At 71.9% G+C, this 17,964-nt stretch carries 17 protein-coding genes; 8 read left to right on the top strand and 9 right to left on the bottom strand.

Annotated elements, in window-relative coordinates:
* The first annotated feature begins 50 nt into the window (after nucleotides 1–50).
* The 3 genes from AC507J_RS05330 to AC507J_RS05320 all read left to right on the top strand — a co-directional run bounded on the left by AC507J_RS05330 (nucleotide 51) and on the right by AC507J_RS05320 (nucleotide 2,447).
* Nucleotides 51–683, top strand: a complete 633-nt coding sequence (locus AC507J_RS05330; protein ID WP_496287931.1) for an MBL fold metallo-hydrolase — start codon at nucleotides 51–53, stop codon at nucleotides 681–683.
* Nucleotides 684–687: 4 nt separating this feature from the next.
* Nucleotides 688–1,623 (top strand): serine/threonine-protein kinase, encoded by a 936-nt coding sequence (locus AC507J_RS05325; RefSeq protein WP_496287930.1) that lies wholly within the window; start codon nucleotides 688–690, stop codon nucleotides 1,621–1,623.
* An 86-nt stretch (nucleotides 1,624–1,709) separates the two neighbouring features.
* Nucleotides 1,710–2,447, top strand: a complete 738-nt coding sequence (locus AC507J_RS05320; protein WP_496287929.1) for an SCO6745 family protein — start codon at nucleotides 1,710–1,712, stop codon at nucleotides 2,445–2,447.
* Nucleotides 2,448–2,540: 93 nt separating this feature from the next.
* On the opposite strand, the gene AC507J_RS05315 is transcribed toward AC507J_RS05320, so the two are convergent.
* Entirely contained in the window at nucleotides 2,541–2,996 is a 456-nt protein-coding gene (locus AC507J_RS05315; RefSeq protein ID WP_043719680.1) for a gamma-glutamylcyclotransferase, read from the bottom strand.
* A gap of 107 nt (nucleotides 2,997–3,103) precedes the next feature.
* Between AC507J_RS05315 and AC507J_RS05310 the strand changes: the two genes are divergently transcribed.
* On the top strand, nucleotides 3,104–4,507 hold the full coding sequence (locus AC507J_RS05310; RefSeq protein WP_496288161.1) for an NAD(P)H-quinone dehydrogenase: 1,404 nt from the start codon (nucleotides 3,104–3,106) through the stop codon (nucleotides 4,505–4,507).
* A gap of 80 nt (nucleotides 4,508–4,587) precedes the next feature.
* Here the strand turns inward: AC507J_RS05310 and AC507J_RS05305 are convergent, their stop codons facing one another.
* The 5 genes from AC507J_RS05305 to AC507J_RS05285 form a co-directional block, all read right to left on the bottom strand.
* Nucleotides 4,588–5,292 carry a DUF998 domain-containing protein gene (locus AC507J_RS05305; RefSeq protein ID WP_496287928.1) on the bottom strand — a complete coding sequence of 235 codons (705 nt, stop codon included), beginning with the start codon at nucleotides 5,290–5,292 and terminating at the stop codon, nucleotides 4,588–4,590.
* A gap of 473 nt (nucleotides 5,293–5,765) precedes the next feature.
* The gene (locus AC507J_RS05300) at nucleotides 5,766–7,802 is read right to left on the bottom strand and encodes an ABC transporter ATP-binding protein (protein WP_496287927.1); all 2,037 of its coding nucleotides are present in this window, start codon (nucleotides 7,800–7,802) and stop codon (nucleotides 5,766–5,768) included.
* On the bottom strand, nucleotides 7,799–9,532 hold the full coding sequence (locus tag AC507J_RS05295; protein ID WP_496287926.1) for an ABC transporter ATP-binding protein: 1,734 nt from the start codon (nucleotides 9,530–9,532) through the stop codon (nucleotides 7,799–7,801). Before AC507J_RS05295 ends, AC507J_RS05300 begins: the two co-directional genes overlap by 4 nt.
* Nucleotides 9,526–9,993, bottom strand: a complete 468-nt coding sequence (locus AC507J_RS05290) for a MarR family winged helix-turn-helix transcriptional regulator (protein ID WP_496287925.1) — start codon at nucleotides 9,991–9,993, stop codon at nucleotides 9,526–9,528. The genes AC507J_RS05295 and AC507J_RS05290 overlap by 7 nt, the downstream gene beginning before the upstream one ends.
* Nucleotides 9,994–10,057: 64 nt before the next feature.
* Nucleotides 10,058–10,504: a DoxX family protein gene (locus tag AC507J_RS05285; RefSeq protein ID WP_496287924.1), complete on the bottom strand. Its 447-nt coding sequence runs from the start codon at nucleotides 10,502–10,504 to the stop codon at nucleotides 10,058–10,060.
* Between the two features lie 84 nt (nucleotides 10,505–10,588).
* Here AC507J_RS05285 and AC507J_RS05280 point away from each other — a divergent pair, with 84 nt between their 5' ends.
* A complete protein-coding gene (locus tag AC507J_RS05280; protein WP_496287923.1) occupies nucleotides 10,589–11,158 on the top strand; it encodes a TetR/AcrR family transcriptional regulator in 570 nt (189 codons plus the stop codon).
* Nucleotides 11,159–11,189: 31 nt separating this feature from the next.
* Here AC507J_RS05280 and AC507J_RS05275 read toward each other — a convergent pair whose 3' ends face one another.
* Nucleotides 11,190–12,629, bottom strand: coding sequence for a GuaB1 family IMP dehydrogenase-related protein (locus AC507J_RS05275; protein WP_496287922.1), 1,440 nt, complete (start codon nucleotides 12,627–12,629; stop codon nucleotides 11,190–11,192).
* Nucleotides 12,630–12,688: 59 nt separating this feature from the next.
* On the bottom strand, nucleotides 12,689–13,285 hold the full coding sequence (locus tag AC507J_RS05270; RefSeq protein WP_496287921.1) for a LysE/ArgO family amino acid transporter: 597 nt from the start codon (nucleotides 13,283–13,285) through the stop codon (nucleotides 12,689–12,691).
* A gap of 71 nt (nucleotides 13,286–13,356) precedes the next feature.
* Here AC507J_RS05270 and AC507J_RS05265 point away from each other — a divergent pair, with 71 nt between their 5' ends.
* Nucleotides 13,357–14,265 (top strand): LysR family transcriptional regulator ArgP, encoded by a 909-nt coding sequence (locus tag AC507J_RS05265; protein WP_496287920.1) that lies wholly within the window; start codon nucleotides 13,357–13,359, stop codon nucleotides 14,263–14,265.
* A 6-nt stretch (nucleotides 14,266–14,271) separates the two neighbouring features.
* On the opposite strand, the gene AC507J_RS05260 is transcribed toward AC507J_RS05265, so the two are convergent.
* Nucleotides 14,272–16,023, bottom strand: a complete 1,752-nt coding sequence (locus AC507J_RS05260; RefSeq protein ID WP_496287919.1) for an acetyl/propionyl/methylcrotonyl-CoA carboxylase subunit alpha — start codon at nucleotides 16,021–16,023, stop codon at nucleotides 14,272–14,274.
* A gap of 161 nt (nucleotides 16,024–16,184) precedes the next feature.
* Between AC507J_RS05260 and AC507J_RS05255 the strand changes: the two genes are divergently transcribed.
* Nucleotides 16,185–17,144 (top strand): ATP-binding cassette domain-containing protein, encoded by a 960-nt coding sequence (locus AC507J_RS05255; RefSeq protein ID WP_496287918.1) that lies wholly within the window; start codon nucleotides 16,185–16,187, stop codon nucleotides 17,142–17,144.
* Nucleotides 17,145–17,161: 17 nt separating this feature from the next.
* Complete coding sequence (locus tag AC507J_RS05250) at nucleotides 17,162–17,917, top strand: ABC transporter permease (RefSeq protein ID WP_496287917.1); 756 nt, start codon at nucleotides 17,162–17,164, stop codon at nucleotides 17,915–17,917.
* Nucleotides 17,918–17,964 lie beyond the last annotated feature (47 nt).

The raw sequence follows: 17,964 nt of genomic DNA, 5'->3' as shown, positions 1-17,964 counted from the left end.
TCCGGCAGACTGCGCTCAGGACGTCACGATTCGATATGGGAGGCATCACGATGCGGCTCACCAAGTACGCCCACTCGTGCCTGCGGGTCGAGCACGACGGGGGAGTGCTGGTCGTCGATCCCGGAATGTTCAGCGAACCTTCGGTGGCGCTGGACGGGGCCGACGCGGTGCTGATCACCCACGAGCACCCCGACCACGTCGACGTCGAGGCGGTCAACCGGCAGTTGGACCGCCGTCCGTTCGTCATCCACGCGCCGGCCGCGCTGGCCGACACTCTCGGCGACGCGGCCGAGGCGCTGCGCCCGGTCGTACCGGGGGAGTCGTTCACCGCCGCCGGGGTCCCGGTCCGCGCCTACGGCGGCCGGCACGCGGTGATCCACCCCGACATCCCGGTGGTGGAGAACCTCGGCTACCTGATCGACGACGTCGTCTACCACCCCGGCGATGCCCTCTTCGTCCCGGACGACGTCCAGGTCGACACCCTCTTCGCGCCGATCCACGCGCCCTGGTCGAAGTTCTCCGAGGTGGTCGACTTCATCCGGGCGGTCGCTCCGCGTCGGGTCTTCGCCCTGCACGACGCGTTGCTCAACGCCAACGGGTACGCGGTGCTCGACCGGCAGTACACCGCCCTCTCCGGCAGCGAGTACCAACGGCTGGAGCCGGGCACCCGGATCGACGGCTGAACCCATGGTCGGCCCCCCGCGCGACGTCGTCGAGCGGCTCTACCGGACGCCGCCGGACCAGTTCGTCAGCGCCCGGGACGCCGCTGCCGGGCAGGCGCGCCGCGACGGCGACCCGAAATCCGCTCGGGAGATCGCCCGCCTGCGCCGGCCGACGGTGGCTGCCTGGCTGGTCAACCTGCTCGCCATCGAACGTCCCGAGCTGGTGGCCGACCTGGTGCAGCTGGCCGACGCCCTGCGGGACGCGCAACGCGAGCTGCGCGGCCCGAGGCTGCGGGAGCTGTCGGCGCAGCGGCGGGCCGCGGTGGGCGCGCTGGTTGCCGAGGTACGCCGGCTCGCCGCCGCAGTGCCGGGGGCACCCTCAGCCGGAAAGCTGCCGTTGGCCGAGGTCGAGTCGACCCTGAACGCCGCACTCGCCGACGCCGGTGTGGCCGAACAGGTGCGTTCCGGCCGGCTGTTGCGGTCGGTGCACTACGCCGGGTTCGGCGAGGTGCCCCGGCCGCAACTGCGCCTGGTGACCGGGGGCGAGGAACCGCCGGCCGCCCCGCCGGCCCGGGAACGTGGGCCGGATCGGGGTGCGTTGCGGGCCGAGCAGGCGCGGCGGGCCGCGCGGGCGGAGTTGACCCGCCGCCGTACGGCGCTGGAGAAGGAGCTGGCGCGGGCGCGTACCGATCAGGAACGGGCCGAGGCGGAGCTGGCCGGCGCGGTGGCGACCGAGCGGGACGGTGCCGCCGCCCTGGACGCGGTCGAGACGGAGCTGGCCGAGCTGGAGCGCCGGCGAGCCGTGGCCGAGCAGGAACTGAGCCGCGCCCGGTTGGCCCGCCGCGCCGCCGAACGGGCCGCCAGCGGCGCCCGGCGCCGTACCGGTGAGGTCGAGGCCGCCATGGAGGCGTTGGCGGCCGAGGAGGGGGATGCCGGCGGCGGCGATGAGGCGGCAGACTGATTTCTCGTGGACGGACCTACGGCCGGATCCCTCATGGACGGACCTTCGGGCGGAGCCCGCGTGCCCATGCCCTCGGGCAGAGCCGGATGACCCCGGAGCAGGTGGCCGCGGCGAGCAAACCGGCGGTGCTGGTGCTCGGGGAGGCCTACAACCGGTGTCCCACCACCCTGCGCCGGGCCCGGCTGCTCGGCATTTCGGGCTGGGCGTTCTACATCACCGGTCGGGCCGGCGCGCTTGGCGACGTCCGGGCCGAGACGGCGGCCGCCGCGCTCGGCTTCATCGCCCCCGACGCGGTGGCTGACGGCTGGGACGCCGCCGCCCGCACGGTACGGCCATCCGAGGTGGCCGCCGCCAGCCTGGCCGAGTGTTGCCGCTGGGGCGAGGAGCACCTGGCCACCCTGCCGGGCGTCGACCGGCTGGCCACGCTTGTCGAACGGGCGGTCGCCGCCGCCGACGCCAGCGGGATGCCGCTCTTCGCGGCGTGGCGGGCCATGCCGTCGCTCGCGCAGCACACCGGTGCCCGGGCCGCCGCCGGGCTGCGCCTGCTCCGGGAGCATTTCACCGGCGCTCACCTGCTCGCGGTACGGGCCAGCGGGATGAGTCCGCTGGAGGCGGTGCTGGCCGGCCCGGAGGGCGAGAGCGGTGCGGTCGCCTGCGGCTGGCCGCCGCCCTACCCTCAGGTCGGCCCGCTGGTGCGGCGGCGGCTCTGGGCCGAGGCGGTGACCGACCGGCTCGCCGCGCCCGCGTTCGCGGCACTCGGCCCCGACGACGGTGCCGAGCTGGTGGAGCTGCTGGCCGGGATGCGGGCGCACACCCAGGGCTGACGAACCGCCGAGACCGGGACGAATCACCCGGGCTCCGGGGTCGGCGCCCGGCCCGCAGGCGGCCGGTAGCAGACTGGGGGCGTGCGAAACGCGCTACGCCGACGCGGTGCCGGTGGGGCGGGACCGCAGCTCGAGGACATAGTCGTCCGGCGCGCCCGCCTTCTCGGCGGCGTTCGCGATCTCCGACAGGTACCACGAGGTGGGCAGGCCACCCTCGTAGCCGTCGAAGACGTAGACCCAGGCCGTCACGTCGCCGTCAAGCGTCGACACGCGGACGGTCAGCTTCCGGTACGTGCCGGAGGTGACGCCCTCGATCTCGTCGAGCTGGGCCGCGTCGTACGGGTGGATGTCGTAGAGCGCGACGAACACCCGGTCACCGGGCGACTCGACCACGGTGCTGACCGCGCCCTCCCAGCCGATGACGTCCTCACCGGCGAAGGTGAGCCGCCAGCCCTCCAGCCAGCCGATGCCCACCATGGGCGAGTGCGGGCAGTATGCCCGCATCCGAGCGGGGTCCAGGTTCGAGCCGTAGGCGGCGTAATGACGCACGGCGATGACGATAGCCCGGCGGACGGGCGGGGGAGAATACGGGCGGTGCGTGTCGCCCGTGTCGGGACGAAGAAAGTCACAGTGAGCATGGACGAGGGGCGGGCGTGGTGAGCCGGATCGTGATCATCGGCGGGGGACCGGCGGGCTACGAGGCGGCGCTTGTCGCCGCCCAGTTGGACGCCGACGTCACAGTGGTCGAGGCGGACGGCGCGGGCGGTGCCTGCGTGCTCTCCGACTGCGTACCGTCGAAGACCTTCATCGCCAGCTCCGAGGTGGTCACCGGCTACCGCGACACCGAGGTGTTCGGGGTGGACTCCGACGGCCTGGAAGCGGTCACCGTCGACGCCCGGGCGGTCCACGAGCGGGTCAAGCGCCTCGCCCTGGCCCAGTCCGCGGACATCCACGCCAAGCTGGTCAAGGCCGGGGTCACCTTCGTCGCCGGTCGGGCCCGGCTGGGCGAGGACACGCTCGGCCACACCCACCGCGTGATCGTCACGCCGAACGGCGAGGAGGCCGCGTACGCGATCGACGCCGCGACGGTGCTGATCGCCACCGGTGCCACGCCCCGCCAACTGCCCAGCGCGCTGCCCGACGGCGAGCGCATCCTGACCTGGCGGCAGGTCTACGACCTGCCCGAGCTGCCGGAACACCTGATCGTGGTCGGTTCCGGCGTGACCGGCGCCGAGTTCGCCAGCGCGTACCTGGCGATGGGGATCGAGGTGACCCTGGTCTCCAGCCGGGACCGGGTGATGCCGCACGAGGACGCCGACGCCGCGCAGGCGATCGAGCGGGTGTTCCGCTCCCGGGGCATGAGCATCCTGAACAACTCCCGCGCCGAGGGCGTCCGCCGGACCGCCGACGGCGTCGAGGTCGAGCTGAGCGACGGTCGCAAGGTGTACGGCTCGCACGCGCTGATCGCGGTCGGCTCGATTCCGAACACCGCCGAACTGGGACTCGCCGAGTACGGCGTCGAGCTGGCCCGGGGCGGATACGTCACGGTGGACCGGGTCTCCCGCACCAACGTGCCCGGCATCTACGCGGCCGGTGACTGCACCGGCGTACTGCCGCTGGCCAGCGTCGCCGCCATGCAGGGCCGGATCGCCATGTGGCACGCGCTGGGCGAGGCGGTACGACCGCTGCGGCTGCGTACGGTCGCGGCGAACGTCTTCACCGACCCGGAGCTGGCCACCGTGGGCGTCTCCCAGGACGAGGTGGACGCCGGCAAGGTCCCGGCCCGGCAGGTGATGCTGCCGCTGGCCGGCAACGCCCGGGCGAAGATGGACGAGATCGCCGACGGGTTCGTCAAGCTCTTCTGCCGCCCGGCCAGCGGCCAGGTGATCGGCGGTGTCGTCGTCGCGCCGAAGGCCAGCGAGCTGATCCTCCCGATCACCCTGGCGGTGGAGAACAACCTCACCGTGAACGAACTGGCGCAGACCATCACCATCTACCCAAGTCTCTCCGGCTCGGTCACCGAGGCCGCCCGCCAACTGATGCTCCACGAACTCGAATAACCCACCCCCCACCCCCTCTCCTCGCCCACCCCACCCCACCCCACCCCACCCCACCCCACCCCACCCCCTCTCCTCGCCGATCATGCAGTTGTAGTCGCTGATTTGTGCCGATTCGCGGCTTCTGCGGGGACCAAGACTGCATGATCGCGGGGAGCGGCGCGGGTGGCGAGGGTGGCGAGGGTGGCGAGGAGGGTCAGGAGGGTTACCTCGGTGAGGATCAGGGCGCGTTCGATGAGGCCGTAGAGGGCGCGGTCGCCGGGATAGGCGGACCAGACCATCGCCACGGCCAGCAGCAGGCTTGCCAGGGTCAGGGCGCGCAGCCAGCGGCGGGCGCGGGCGTCGACCGGCAGCCGGGTGGCGAGCAGCCAGCCGGCGACCGGCAGGGCGAGGAAGGCGACCACCGAGGCGTACCGGTGCACGTAGGCCGCGGTGCCCATGTCGGTGCCGGGCGGGTTGGTCGGCACCAGCCCCGACACCAGCAGACCGCCCGCCCAGACCGCCAGCAGCCACTCGGCCACCCGACCACGGTGACCGACCATGGACGCAGGCGTACCGGAGCCGGGGTGGCCGAGCCGGCCCAGGGCCGGGACGAGCACGGCGGAGGCGGCGCCGAGCAGCAGCATGGCCACGTGGATGATCCCGCCGGAGTCGGAGACGGCGTAGTCGCTGACCGTCAGGCTCACCGGGTCCAGGTCGCTGACGCCGGCGTGACCGATGACGGCGAGCACCGCCGCGAGGGCGATTCCGCCGAGGGCCAGTACGCCGCTGTTGCGGATTCCAGGCATGCCTCAGCCTGTCGCTGGTACGCCCGCAAACGGATCCGGGACGAGCACCGAAATCCGACCCGGGGAGCACCCCGACGAGCCCTCCGGCGTTTCCCCCGACTAGCGGACTTTTTCTCGGCACCGGAGACATCGAGGTCGACGCGGTGTCCAGGGTCACCGCCGACCGCCCCCGCTCGGCCGTGACCAGGGACACCTCGGCGGGCGGCGCAGCCACGTGTCCGGGGACCGGCCGCTCGACCATGGCATATCGAAAGGGGTTGACCGCGAGGCACGGTCGCCGAAATCTCGTTTGGCGGCGTACCGTTGTCGGCGCGCGGCCCGGCGAGCGTCGGGTCCCCCGTTCCTGACGCCCGGGCCGCCGCCGGGCCGCTGGCAGGTCCCGTGCCAGCGGCCCGGCCCTCGACGCGAGCCGGGCACCCGACGGCGCAACCGGGCACCCGATGACGCGAGGAGGGCGCCCGGCAACGGCGGGATCAGCCGGTGGCGGAGGCCGCCGGGACGGTCGCCGGACCATCGCCGTCCCCGACCGCCTGGCGAAACTGGGACTGGTAGAGCCGGTGATAGGGGCCCTTCGCGGCGAGTAGCTGCTCGTGGGTGCCCTGCTCGACGATGCGGCCATGCTCCATCATCAGGATCAGGTCGGCGTCGCGGATGGTGGAGAGCCGGTGCGCGATGACGAAACTGGTCCGTTCCGAGCGCAGCGCCGCCATCGCCCGCTGGAGCAGCACCTCGGTACGGGTGTCCACCGAGCTGGTCGCCTCGTCGAGAATCAGCAGCGCGGGTTCGGCGAGGAACGCCCGGGCGATTGTGATGAGCTGCTTCTCGCCGGCGCTGACGTTGCTGCCCTCCTCGTCGATCACCGTGTCGTAGCCGTCGGGCAGGCTGCGGACGAACCGGTCCACGAAGGTGGCCTGGGCGGCGGCGAGGATCTCCTCCTCCGTCGCGTCGGGGCGGCCGTAGGCGATGTTCTCCCGGATGGTGCCACCGAACAGCCAGGTGTCCTGGAGCACCATGCCGATCCGGCCGCGTAGCTCGTCGCGGCGTAGCGCGGTGATGTCCACCCCGTCGAGCGTGATCCGGCCGGCATCCAGCTCGTAGAAGCGCATGATCAGGTTGACCAGGGTGGTCTTGCCGGCACCGGTCGGCCCGACGATGGCCACCGTGTGTCCCGGCTCGGCCACCAGGGACAGCTCCTCGATCAGCGGCTTGTCCGGGGCGTACCGAAACGAGACGCGTTCGAACTCGACCCGGCCGTGCGGTTCGGTGACGCGTACCGGGGTGGCCGGGTCGGGTTGCTGCTCGTCGGCGTCCAGCACCGCGAACACCCGCTCCGCCGAGGCCACCCCGGACTGGAGCAGGTTTGCCATCGAGGCGACCTGGGTGAGCGGCTGGGTGAACTGCCTGGAGTACTGGATGAACGCCTGCACGTCGCCGAGACTCATCGCGCCGGAGGCGACCCGGAGCCCGCCGACCACCGCGATCGCCACGTAGCTGAGGTTCCCGATGAAGAGCATCGCCGGCATGATGATCCCGGAGATGAACTGCGCGCCGAAGCTGGCCTGGAACAGCTGCTCGTTCTTGGCGTGGAAGGCCTCCTCCACCTCGCGCCGCCGACCGAAGGCCCTGATCAGATCGTGGCCGGTGAACGCCTCCTCGATCTGCGCGTTCAGCTCCCCGGTGTGGGTCCACTGGGCGATGAACTTCCGCTGCGACCGCTTGGCGATCTGCCCGGTAACCACGACCGACAGCGGCACCGCGACCAATGCGACCACGGCGAGCAGCGGCGAGATCCAGAACATCATGCCGAGTACGCCGACGACGGTCAGCAGCGAGGTGAGCAACTGGCTAAGCGTCTGCTGGAGGCTCTGCGAGATGTTGTCGATGTCGTTGGTGACCCGGCTGAGCAGCTCACCGCGCGGCTGCCTGTCGAAGTAGGGCAGCGGCAGCCGGTTGAGCTTCTCCTCCACCTCGGCCCGCAGCTGGAACACGGTCCGTTGGACCACCCCGGTGAGCAGCCAGCCCTGCCACCACATCAGCAGGCTGGCGGCCAGGTAGAGGCCAAGCGCCAGCAGCAGCACCCGACCCAGGGTCGGGAAGTCGATCCCGGCACCGGGTACCACGTCCATCCGGGCGAGCATGTCGGCGAAGTTGTCGTTGCCGGCCGCCCGGGCCGCCGCGACGGCCTCGTCGGCGCTGCTGCCCGGCGGAAGCTGCTGGCCGATCACCCCGGTGAAGATCAGGTCGGTGGCGTACCCGAGGACCTTGGGTCCGATCACGGTGAGCCCGACGCTCACCACCGCGAGCGCGATGACCGCAGCCACGTGCAGGCGTTGCGGACGCAGCCGGCCCAGCAGCCGGCGGGCGGTCGGCCCGAAGTTCAGGGACCGTTCCGCAGGCATCCCCGCGCCCATCCACGGTGGCCCACCGCGCTGGCCGCCGGGCGGCAGCCGTTTCGGCGTACGCCCCTCCGCAGCCGACCGCTGTCCCGGCACCCGGTTTTTCTCGGTCATGCCGGCACCTCCGTGGTCTGCTGCGACGCCACGATTTCCGCGTAGGTCGGACAGGTGGTCAGCAGCTCCTCGTGCCGGCCCATCCCGACCACGCCGCCGTTCTCCAGCACGATGATCTGGTCGGCACCGACGATTGTGGAGACCCGCTGGGCGACGATCACCACCGCGGCGGTGGCGGTGACCGGCCGCAGGGCCGACCGCAGCCGTGCGTCGGTGCCGAGGTCGAGCGCGGAGAACGAGTCGTCGAACAGGTAGATCTCCGGCCGGCGGACCAGGGCTCGGGCGATCGCCAGCCGCTGCCGCTGGCCGCCGGAGACGTTCGTGCCGCCCTGGGTGACGGGTGTCTCCAGCCCCTCGGACATCGCCTCGACGAAGTCCCGGGCCTGGGCGATCTCCAACGCCGCCCACAGCTCCTCGTCGGTGGCGTCCGGATTGCCGTAGCGCAGGTTGCTCGCCACCGTGCCGGTGAACAGGTACGGCCGCTGCGGCACCAGCCCGATCCGGCGCCACAGCTCGTCAGGTGCGAGTTCCCGCACGTCGACACCGTCGACGAGCACCTGGCCGGCGGTGACGTCGACCAGCCGGGGAATCAGGGTGAGCAGGGTCGTCTTGCCCGCGCCGGTGCTGCCGACGATCGCCGTGGTGGTGCCCGGGGTGACCCGGAACGAGACGTCCCGGAGCACCGGTTCGGCGGCCCCCGGGTACTGGAACCGCACGTGCCGCAGCTCCAACTCGGCCCGGGTCGGCACCTCGGTGACCGGGGCGAGGGCGGGCGCCACCGAGGATTCGGTGTCGAGCACCTCCACGATCCGCTCGGCGCAGACCGTCGCACGCGGCACCATCATGAGCATAAAAGTCGCCATCATCACGGCCATCAGGATCTGCATCAGGTATTGCAGGAAGGCGGTGAGCGCGCCGACCTGGATCGCTCCGGCGTCCACCCGTTCCGCGCCGAACCAGAGCACCGCCACGCTCGAGACGTTGAGCACCAGCATCACCACTGGAAAGATCAACGCCATCAGCCGGCCGGTACGCAGGGCGGTCGCGGTCAGGTCGGTGTTCGCGGCGGCGAAGCGGCGCACCTCGTACGGCTCCCGGACGAACGCCCGGACCACCCGGATCCCGGTGATCTGCTCCCGTAGCACCCGGTTGATGGCGTCGATGCGGGTCTGCATGAGCCGGAAGCCGGGCACCATCCGTCGGATGATCAGGCCCAGCGCGACCGCCAGCAACGGCACGCTCACCAGCATCAGCCAGGAGAGACCGACGTCCTCCCGGAGCGCCATCACCACGCCACCGACGCTCATGATCGGCGCGGTGACCAGCATGGTGCAGCTCATCAACACGAGCATCTGCACCTGTTGTACGTCATTGGTGTTCCGGGTGATCAGGGACGGGGCACCGAAGCGGGCGACCTCCCGGGCCGAGAAGGCGTTGACATGCCCGAAGACCGCGGCCCGTACGTCCCGGCCGAAGCCCATGGCGATCCGGGCGCCGAGGTAGACCGCCGCGACGGCGCAGACGATCTGCACCACGCTCACCGCGAGCATCCACCCGCCGGTCCGGATGATGTAGTCGGTGTCGCCCAGGGCGACGCCGAGGTCGATGATGTCGGCGTTGAGGCTGGGCAGGTAGAGCGAGGCCATGGTGCCGACGAACTGGAGCAGCACCACGGCCGCCAGCAGCCGGTGGTACGGCCGCAGGTGGCCGCGGAGCAAGGTGATCAACACTTCGGGCCTCCCGCCGGCCCGCCGGCCGCCTCGTCGCTGCCGATGACCTCCAGCAGAAACTGCCGGATGACGGCCGCCTTCGCCGGGTCGGCGTCGACCGAGGTGAGCGGCCGACCGGATCGGATGGCGGTGGTGAGGGTGTCCACCCGGTCCCGCCCGGCCGTGGTCAGTGTCAGTTTGACGCTGCGACGGTCGGTGCCATCGCGCTGCCGCTGCACCAGGCCCTCGCGTTCGAGGGTGTCGACGATGCCGGTGAGCGTGGCGGGCCGGACGAAGCACAACTCGGCCACCGCCCGGTGCGGCAGCTCGCCGTGTTCGGCGAGGGCCAGCAGGGTGACCATCCCGGCCTGGGTCAGGCCGTGCTCCTCGGCCAGGTAGCGGTTCCACCGCTGGCTCACCAGGTGGCCGGCGACCACCAGGAGCCGGCCCAGCGGCACGTCCGCCAGCTGCATCAGACTCATGCGCCGAACATTAGCCAGCTGATAGTCAGGCACCAAACGAATTATCCGGACGGGTGGTGGTCCGTCAGTGGCCGACCACCACCGCGACGGCCGCGGCGAGAAACAGGACTTGGAGTGCGGTTCGCCGGCCGAGCGGGGTCGCCGGACGTCCGCCCAGGGTGAGCCCGCGGCGCGCGGCGGATGCGTTCGCCGGGAACATCGTCAGGATCAGCAGGGCCAGTCCGGCGGCGGCCCACCGGGCGGTGGCCGGTGCCAGCAGAGTCGCCGCTCCGGCCAGTTCCAGCACGCCGGTCACCGTGACGAGCAGGTCCGGCCGGGGGAGTCTGGGCGGCACCATCGCGATCAGGTCCTGCCGCCGGCCCAAGCCGAAATGGGCCAGCCCGGTGAGGATGAACATCGCGGCCAGCCCGACGCGCAGGGCGGGGTGCCAGCCGTCGAGTGCGGAGACCCCGGCGAGGCCAGCCAGCCGAGCCGCCGCGGTGGTGACCAGCAGGGCGATCAAGGGCGCCATGGAGTACCTCCCGGATGCAATCTTGTCGCCGTCAAGATTGCATCCGCCGGGACTATCTTGTCAACGACAAGATATGCTCTCGGCATGACCGGCACCCGTGGCTACCATCACGGCGACCTGCGTCGGACGCTGCTCGCGACGGCCGTCGAGGCGATCGAGGAAGCCGGGCCGACCGCCCTGAGCCTGCGCGACCTGGCCCGGCGCGCCGGCGTCTCCCATGCCGCCCCGGCCCACCACTTCGGCGACCGGGCCGGCCTGTTCACCGCGCTCGCCGGGCAGGGCTTCGACCTGCTCGCCGAGGTGCTTGCCGCCGCCGGCACCGACCTGCTGGACCTCGGGGTCGGGTACGTCACCTTCGCCGTTCGGCACCGCGCGCACTTCGAGGTGATGTTCCACCCCGACCTCTACCGGGCCGACGACCCGGAGGTGCGGGCCGCCCGGGACCGGGCCGGCCGAGCCCTGCACGAGGGGATCGGTGCCCGAGCAGGCGAAACCGACTCCCGGCAGGCCGACGCGATGGCCGCCTGGTCGATCGTGCACGGGTTCGCGACCCTCTGGCTGGCCGGCGCCTTTCCCACCGGCCTCGGTGACGACCCGGCAGCGGCCGCCCGGACCGTGATCCGGCGGCTCTACGCCCCGCCCGCCGGCAGGTGACCGAACCAGCCTCGGTGTGACGCGGCCAGCGTCACCAGCTGGTCGGCAGGGGCATCCCCTCGGTGTAGCCGGCGGTGCTCTGCACACCGACCAGCACCCGCTCGTGGAACTCGGGCAGGCTGCGCGCCCCGGCATAGGTGAACGCGCTGCGTACGCCGGAGATGATCTCGTCGATCAGGTCCTCCACGCCGGGGCGGGTCGGGTCCAGGTACATCCGGGCCGACGAGATGCCCTCCTCGAAGATTGCCTTCCGGGCCCGGTCGTACGGGCTGTCCTCGGCGGTCCGCGCGCTTACCGCCCGCGCCGAGGCCATCCCGAAGCTCTCCTTGTAACGCCGGCCCTCCTCGTCGGTGTAGAGGTCACCGGGCGACTCGTAGGTGCCGGCGAACCAGGAACCGATCATCACGTTCGACGCCCCGGCGGCCAGCGCCAGCGCCACGTCGCGGGGGTGCCGCACCCCACCGTCGGCCCAGACGTGGCGGCCCAGCCGCCGGGCCGCCGCCGAGCAGTCGAGCACCGCCGAGAACTGCGGCCGGCCCACGCCGGTCATCATCCGGGTGGTGCACATCGCGCCCGGACCGACGCCCACCTTGATGATGTCCGCGCCCGCCTCGACCAGGTCGCGTACGCCGTCGGCGGTGACCACGTTGCCGGCCGCCACCGGGACGCCCGGGTCGAGCCCGCGCACGGTCCGCAGCGCCGAGATCATCCGTTCCTGATGGCCGTGCGCGGTGTCCACGACCAGGGTGTCCACCCCGGCCTCCAGCAGCGCCGCCGCCTTGCCCGCCACGTCACCGTTGATGCCCACCGCCGCCGCGATCCGGAGCCGGCCCTGGCCGTCCACCGCGGGCCGGTAGAGCGTCGCGCGCAGGGCGCCCTGCCGGGTGAGTACGCCGACCAGCCGGCCCTCGGCGTCCACCACCGGGGCCAGCCGCCGCCGGCCCGCCGAGAGCCGGTCGAAGCCGGTACGCGGGTCCGCGTCCGCCGGCACGGTGTGCAGGTCGGCGGACATCACGTCGCGCAGTTGGGCGAAGCGGTCCACCCCGACCGTGTCGGCCTCGGTCACCACGCCCATCGGGCGGCCGGCGTCGTCGACCACGATCACCGCACCGTACGCCCGCTTGGGCAGCAGGTGGATCGCGTCGCCGACGGTGTCGGTGGGGCCGAGCGCGATGGCGGTGTCGTGCATCAGGTGCCGCTGCTTGACCCAGGCGACGACCTCGGCCACCACCTCGATCGGGATGTCCTGGGGTATGACGGCGATCCCGCCGCGCCGGGCCACGGTCTCCGCCATCCGCCGTCCGGCGACCGCCGTCATGTTCGCCACCACCAGCGGGATCGTGGTGCCCGTGCCGTCGCCGGTGGCGAGGTCGACATCCAGTCGCGAGCCCACCTCGGAACGGGCCGGGGCCATGAAGACGTCGTTGTAGGTCAGGTCGTACGCCGGAGTGGCGCCATTGAGGAACCGCACCCGGCCATCATTCCTGCCGTTGGTCCCCGGCGCTTGCCGTGGTAAGCGAAAACACCCGCTCAGCCCAGCAGCAGGGCGGTCGCCACCGCCACCATGACCACCACGATCACGCCGTCGAGGACCCGCCAGACCCGGGCCTGGGCGAGCAGCGGGGCGAGCCGGTACGCACCGGCACCCAGCACGGTGAACCAGACCACGCTGGCCGCCGCCGCGCCGAGCCCGAACACCCAGCGGTGCTGGTGCTGCTGGGCGAGGCTGCCGAGGAGCAGCACGGTGTCCAGGTACACGTGCGGGTTGAGGTAGGTGAAGGCGAGACAGGCCGCCAGCGTCGCGCCGAGCCGGGCCGGTGGCCGGTCGGCGGGGGTCAGCGTGCCGGGACGAAGTGCGCGGCGGGCAGCCAGTGCCGCGTACCCGAGCAGGAACGCCGCGCCGCCCCAGCGGATCGCGGTGAGCAGGTCTGGGCGCCCGGCCACCGCCGAACCCACCCCGGCGATACCGAGGCCGATCAGCAGCGCGTCCGAGACCGCGCAGGTCAGCACGACAGGTACCAGGTGTTCCCGGCGCAAGCCCTGGCGGAGCACGAAGGCGTTCTGCGCCCCGATGGCGACGATCAGGGCGATGGAGAGCGAGAAGCCGGCAATGGCTGAGGTGAGCACGCCGTCGACGGTAAGAGCAGCGGCTCATGCTGGTCCAGCTGAAGTTTCTTCATCTGGTTAAGCTCACCTTCATGAACGGCCTGGATTCCGTCCAGCTCCGTACGCTCGTGACGGTCGTCACCGAGGGCAGCTTCGAGGCGGCCGCGCGGCTGCTGCACGTCACCCCCTCGGCGGTCAGCCAGCGGATCAAGGCGCTGGAGGAGAGCGTCGGGCAGGTGCTCGTCCGGCGGCAGCGGCCCTGCGACGTCACCGAGGCAGGCCGCCCGCTGCTCCGCCTCGCCGGTCAGCTGGCCCTGCTCGAACGGGAGGCACTGGCCGAGGCGCGCGGAGCGCTGGGCGGCGAGCCCGGTCGTACCCGCATCGCCCTCGTGGTCAACGCCGACTCGCTCGCGACCTGGTTCCCCGCGGTGCTGGCCCGGCTGTCGGCCGAGCCTGGACTCTCCTTCGACATCCGCCAGGACGACCAGGACCACAGCACGGACCTGCTGCGCGCCGGCACGGTGATGGCCGCGGTGACCGCGGAACGCGACCCGGTGCAGGGCGGCCGGGTCCGCCCACTCGGCGCGATGCGTTACCGGGCACTGGCCGCGCCACCGGTGGTGGAGCGGTACTTCACCGACGGGCTCACCCCGGCGGCACTCGCCGCCGCGCCGGCGGTCGTCTTCGACCGCAAGGACCGCCTGCAACACCGCTTCCTGCGTACGGTGACCGGCCGCGACCTCGATCCGCCCGGGCACTACGTGCCGTCGGTGCCCGCGTTCAGCGCGGCGATCCGGCTCGGCCTCGGTTGGGGGCTGGTGCCGGAGCAGATCGCCGAGGACGATGTGGCCGCCGGCCGCTGCGTGGACATCGCACCCGGCCGGGTGGTCGACGTGCCGCTCTACTGGCAGCACTGGCACCTCGACTCGCGGACGCTCACCGTGCTCACCACCACCGTCTGCGCCGTCGCCGCCGAGGCCCTTCGCCCCGTCGCCACCTAGGCGTGGTTACCGGATGCTGCAGATGACGGCACCGGCCGTGATCACCGCACCCACCTCGGCCGAGAGGTCGCCGACCGTACCCGCCCTGTGGGCGTGCAGGGGCTGCTCCATCTTCATTGCCTCCAGCACCACGATCAGATCACCCTCGGCGACGGTGTCCCCGTCGGCGACCGCGATCTTGACGATCGTGCCCTGCATCGGGGAGGTCAACGAGTCGCCACCGGCCGCTGCGGTGGCGGTGGACCCCCCGCCCCGACGGGTGGGCCGCTTCGCGGCGGGGGCGGCGGCGACGGCACCCGCGCCGAGCCCGGCGGGCAGGCTGACCTCCAGCCGCTTACCGCCGACCTCGACCACCACGGTCTCCCGCTCGGCCGGGCCGGTGGTACCGCCCGCGACGGCCGTGAACGGCGGCACGGTGTTGTCGAACTCGGTCTCGATCCAGCGGGTGTGCACGGCGAACGGATCGGCGGTGAAGGCGGGATCACGGACCACCAGGCGGTGGAACGGCAGCGCGGTGGCCATCCCCTCGACCACCATCTCGTCCAACGCTCGGCGGGCCCGCTCCAGCGCCTCGGTGCGGGTCTCCCCGGTGACGATCACCTTGGCCAGCAGGGAGTCGAAGTTGCCGCCGATCACGTCGCCGGCCGAGATCCCGGTGTCCACCCGTACGCCGGGACCGGTGGGCAACCGCAGCGCGGTGACCGTGCCGGGGGCGGGCAGGAAGTTGCGACCCGGGTCCTCGCCGTTGATCCGGAACTCGATGGAATGCCCGCGCGGCTCCGGGTCCTCGACGAACCGCAGCTTCTCACCGTCGGCGATGCGGAACTGCTCGCGTACCAGGTCGATGCCGGCGGTCTCCTCGGTGACCGGGTGTTCCACCTGGAGCCGCGTGTTGACCTCCAGGAAGGAGATGGTCCCGTCGACGCCGACCAGGTACTCCACCGTGCCGGCACCGTGGTAGCCGGCCTCCCGGCAGATCGCCTTGGCGCTGTCGTGGATCTGGGCCCGCTGTGCTGCGCTGAGGAACGGCGCGGGCGCCTCCTCGACCAGCTTCTGGTGCCGGCGCTGCAACGAGCAGTCCCGGGTGCCCACCACGATCACGTTGCCGTGCCGGTCGGCCAGGACCTGCGCCTCGACGTGACGCGGCCGGTCGAGGTACCGCTCGACGAAGCACTCACCCCGGCCGAACGCGGCAACCGCCTCCCGGGTGGCCGACTCGAACAGCTGGGGGATCTCCTCCATGGTGCGGGCCACCTTCAGCCCACGCCCGCCGCCACCGAACGCCGCCTTGATCGCCACCGGCAGGCCGTGGTCGACGGCGAAGGCCAGCACCTCGTCCGGGCTGCCGACCGGGTCGGCGGTGCCGGGCACCAGCGGGGCACCCGCCCGCTGGGCGATGTGCCGGGCGGTGACCTTGTCACCGAGGTCGCGGATCGCCTGCGGGGTGGGGCCGATCCAGGTCAGACCGGCGTCGATGACGGCCTGGGCGAAGTCGGCGTTCTCGCTGAGGAAGCCGTAGCCCGGGTGCACCGCGTCGGCACCGGACCGGGCGGCGACGTCGATCAGCTTGTCGATGCGTAGGTAGGTATTCGCAGCAGTGTCGCCGCTCAGGGCGTACGCTTCGTCGGCGAGCACGGCGTGCAGGGCCTCCCGGTCGGAGTCCGCGTACACCGCGACGCTACCCAGGCCGGCGTCCTGGCAGGCGCGGATGACGCGGACGGCGATCTCGCCCCGGTTGGCGATGAGTACCTTGCGCACCTTGGCTCCTCCCGGCGGTTACTGACCGGGAGTTTATAGCTCGCCCGGGTGGCCCTAACGATCGCTCAGGGTGCTGAGCGGTCGGGCTCACCTGTCGTACGCGTGTGGTCGGGTGGCGGTGACGAACGATGGCCGACGGAGGCCTCGAACGGGGAGTGCAGATGATCGAGACCAGAGGGCTGCGAAAGTCGTACCGCAGCCGTGCCGGTCGGGAGACCAAGACCGTGGAGGCCGTACGCGGCGTCGACCTGGACGTGTCGGCGGGTGAGATCTTCGGATTCCTCGGCCCGAACGGCGCCGGCAAGACCACCACCCTGCGGATGCTGGCGACCCTGATCGAGCCGGACGGCGGCCAGGCCACCATCGCCGGTGCCGACCTGCTCAAGGACCCCAGTGAGGTGCGCCGCCGGATCGGCTACGTGGCTCAGGGCGGCAGCACCTGGGACGAGTCCACCGCCCGGGAGGAGCTGGTCCTCCAGGCGCGGATGTACGGCATCAGCAAGGCCGAGGCGCAGCGGCGGGCCGTCCGGGCGCTGGAGGCGTTCCAGCTCACCGAGTTCGCCGACCGCAAGTGCAAGACGTACTCCGGCGGGCAGCGCCGCCGGGTGGAGATCGCGCTCGGCATCATCCACGAGCCGAAGATCGTCTTCCTGGACGAGCCCACCACCGGGCTCGACCCGCAGAGCCGGGCCCACATGTGGGACGAGATCCGGCGGCTGCGCACCGACGGCATGACCGTCTTCATCACCACGCACTACCTGGACGAGGCGGACGCGCTCTGTGACCGGATCGCGATCATGGATCACGGCGAGCTGGTCGCCGAGGGCACGCCGGCCGCGCTGAAGCGGGAGATCTCCGGCGACGTGGTGCAGGTCGGCCTCGACGTGACCGCGGCCGGTGAGGTCGAGAAGCTGCTCGACGGCGAGGAGTACGTCAACCGGCTGGAAACCCTCGACGAGGGCGGCCTGCGCCTCTTCGTCGACGACGGCGCCACAGCCATCCCCCGGATCCTGCGTCGCATCGACGGCGCCGGAATCGACCTCAGGTCGATCGAGCTGCACCGCCCGAGCCTCGACGACGTCTTCCTCACCAAGACCGGCCGCTCGCTGCGCGAGTCCTGACCCGACCAGGAGATCTCATGAAGCTCGCCCGCGACACCTGGCTGATCTTCCAGCGGCAGCTGCACCTGCTGCTACGCAACCCCGTGTGGGTCTTCGTCGGCGTCTTCCAGCCGGTGATGTACCTGCTGCTCTTCGCCCCGCTGCTCAAGCCGGCGCTGAACGCACCCACCCAGGCCGAGGCGTACAAGATCTTCGTGCCCGGCCTGCTGGTGCTGCTGGCCATCTTCGGCGGCCTGTTCCAGGGCTTCGGCCTGATCGCCGAGCTGCGCGCCGGGGTCATCGAACGCTCCCGGGTCACCCCGGTGAGCCGCCTCGCCCTGCTGCTCGGCCGCTCCCTGCGCGACGTGGTGTCGCTGCTGGCCCAGGCGGTAATCATCACCCTGCTCGCGCTCCTGTTCGACCTGCGCGTCTTCATCGGTGACCTGCTGCTGGCGTACCTGATGCTCGCCCTGATCGCGCTGATGACCTCGGCGGTCTCCTACGGCGTCGCGCTGAAGGTGAAGAGCGAGGACGCGCTCGCTCCGCTCATGAACACGGTGGCCCAACCCGTGCTGCTGCTCTCCGGCATCCTGCTGCCGCTCGCCTTCGCACCCGGCTGGTTGCAGGGCGTCGCCAGGTGGAACCCCTTCTCCTGGGCGGTCGACGGCACCCGGGCGCTCTTCAACGGGGACATCGGCAACGACCGGGTCTGGCAGGGGCTGACCATCATCACGGTGCTCGCCGCCGCCGGAGTCTTCTGGGCCGCCCGCCAGTTCGCCCGCAGCGTCAGATGAAAGGAGGGGCCCCCTATTAACGCCTGCGGTATAGGAAGGGCCCCTTC

The organism is Micromonospora sp. PRAS1 (assembly GCF_059553435.1).
The sequence above is the reverse complement of the archived record's forward strand: the minus strand, read 5'-3'. Positions and strand labels throughout refer to the sequence as shown.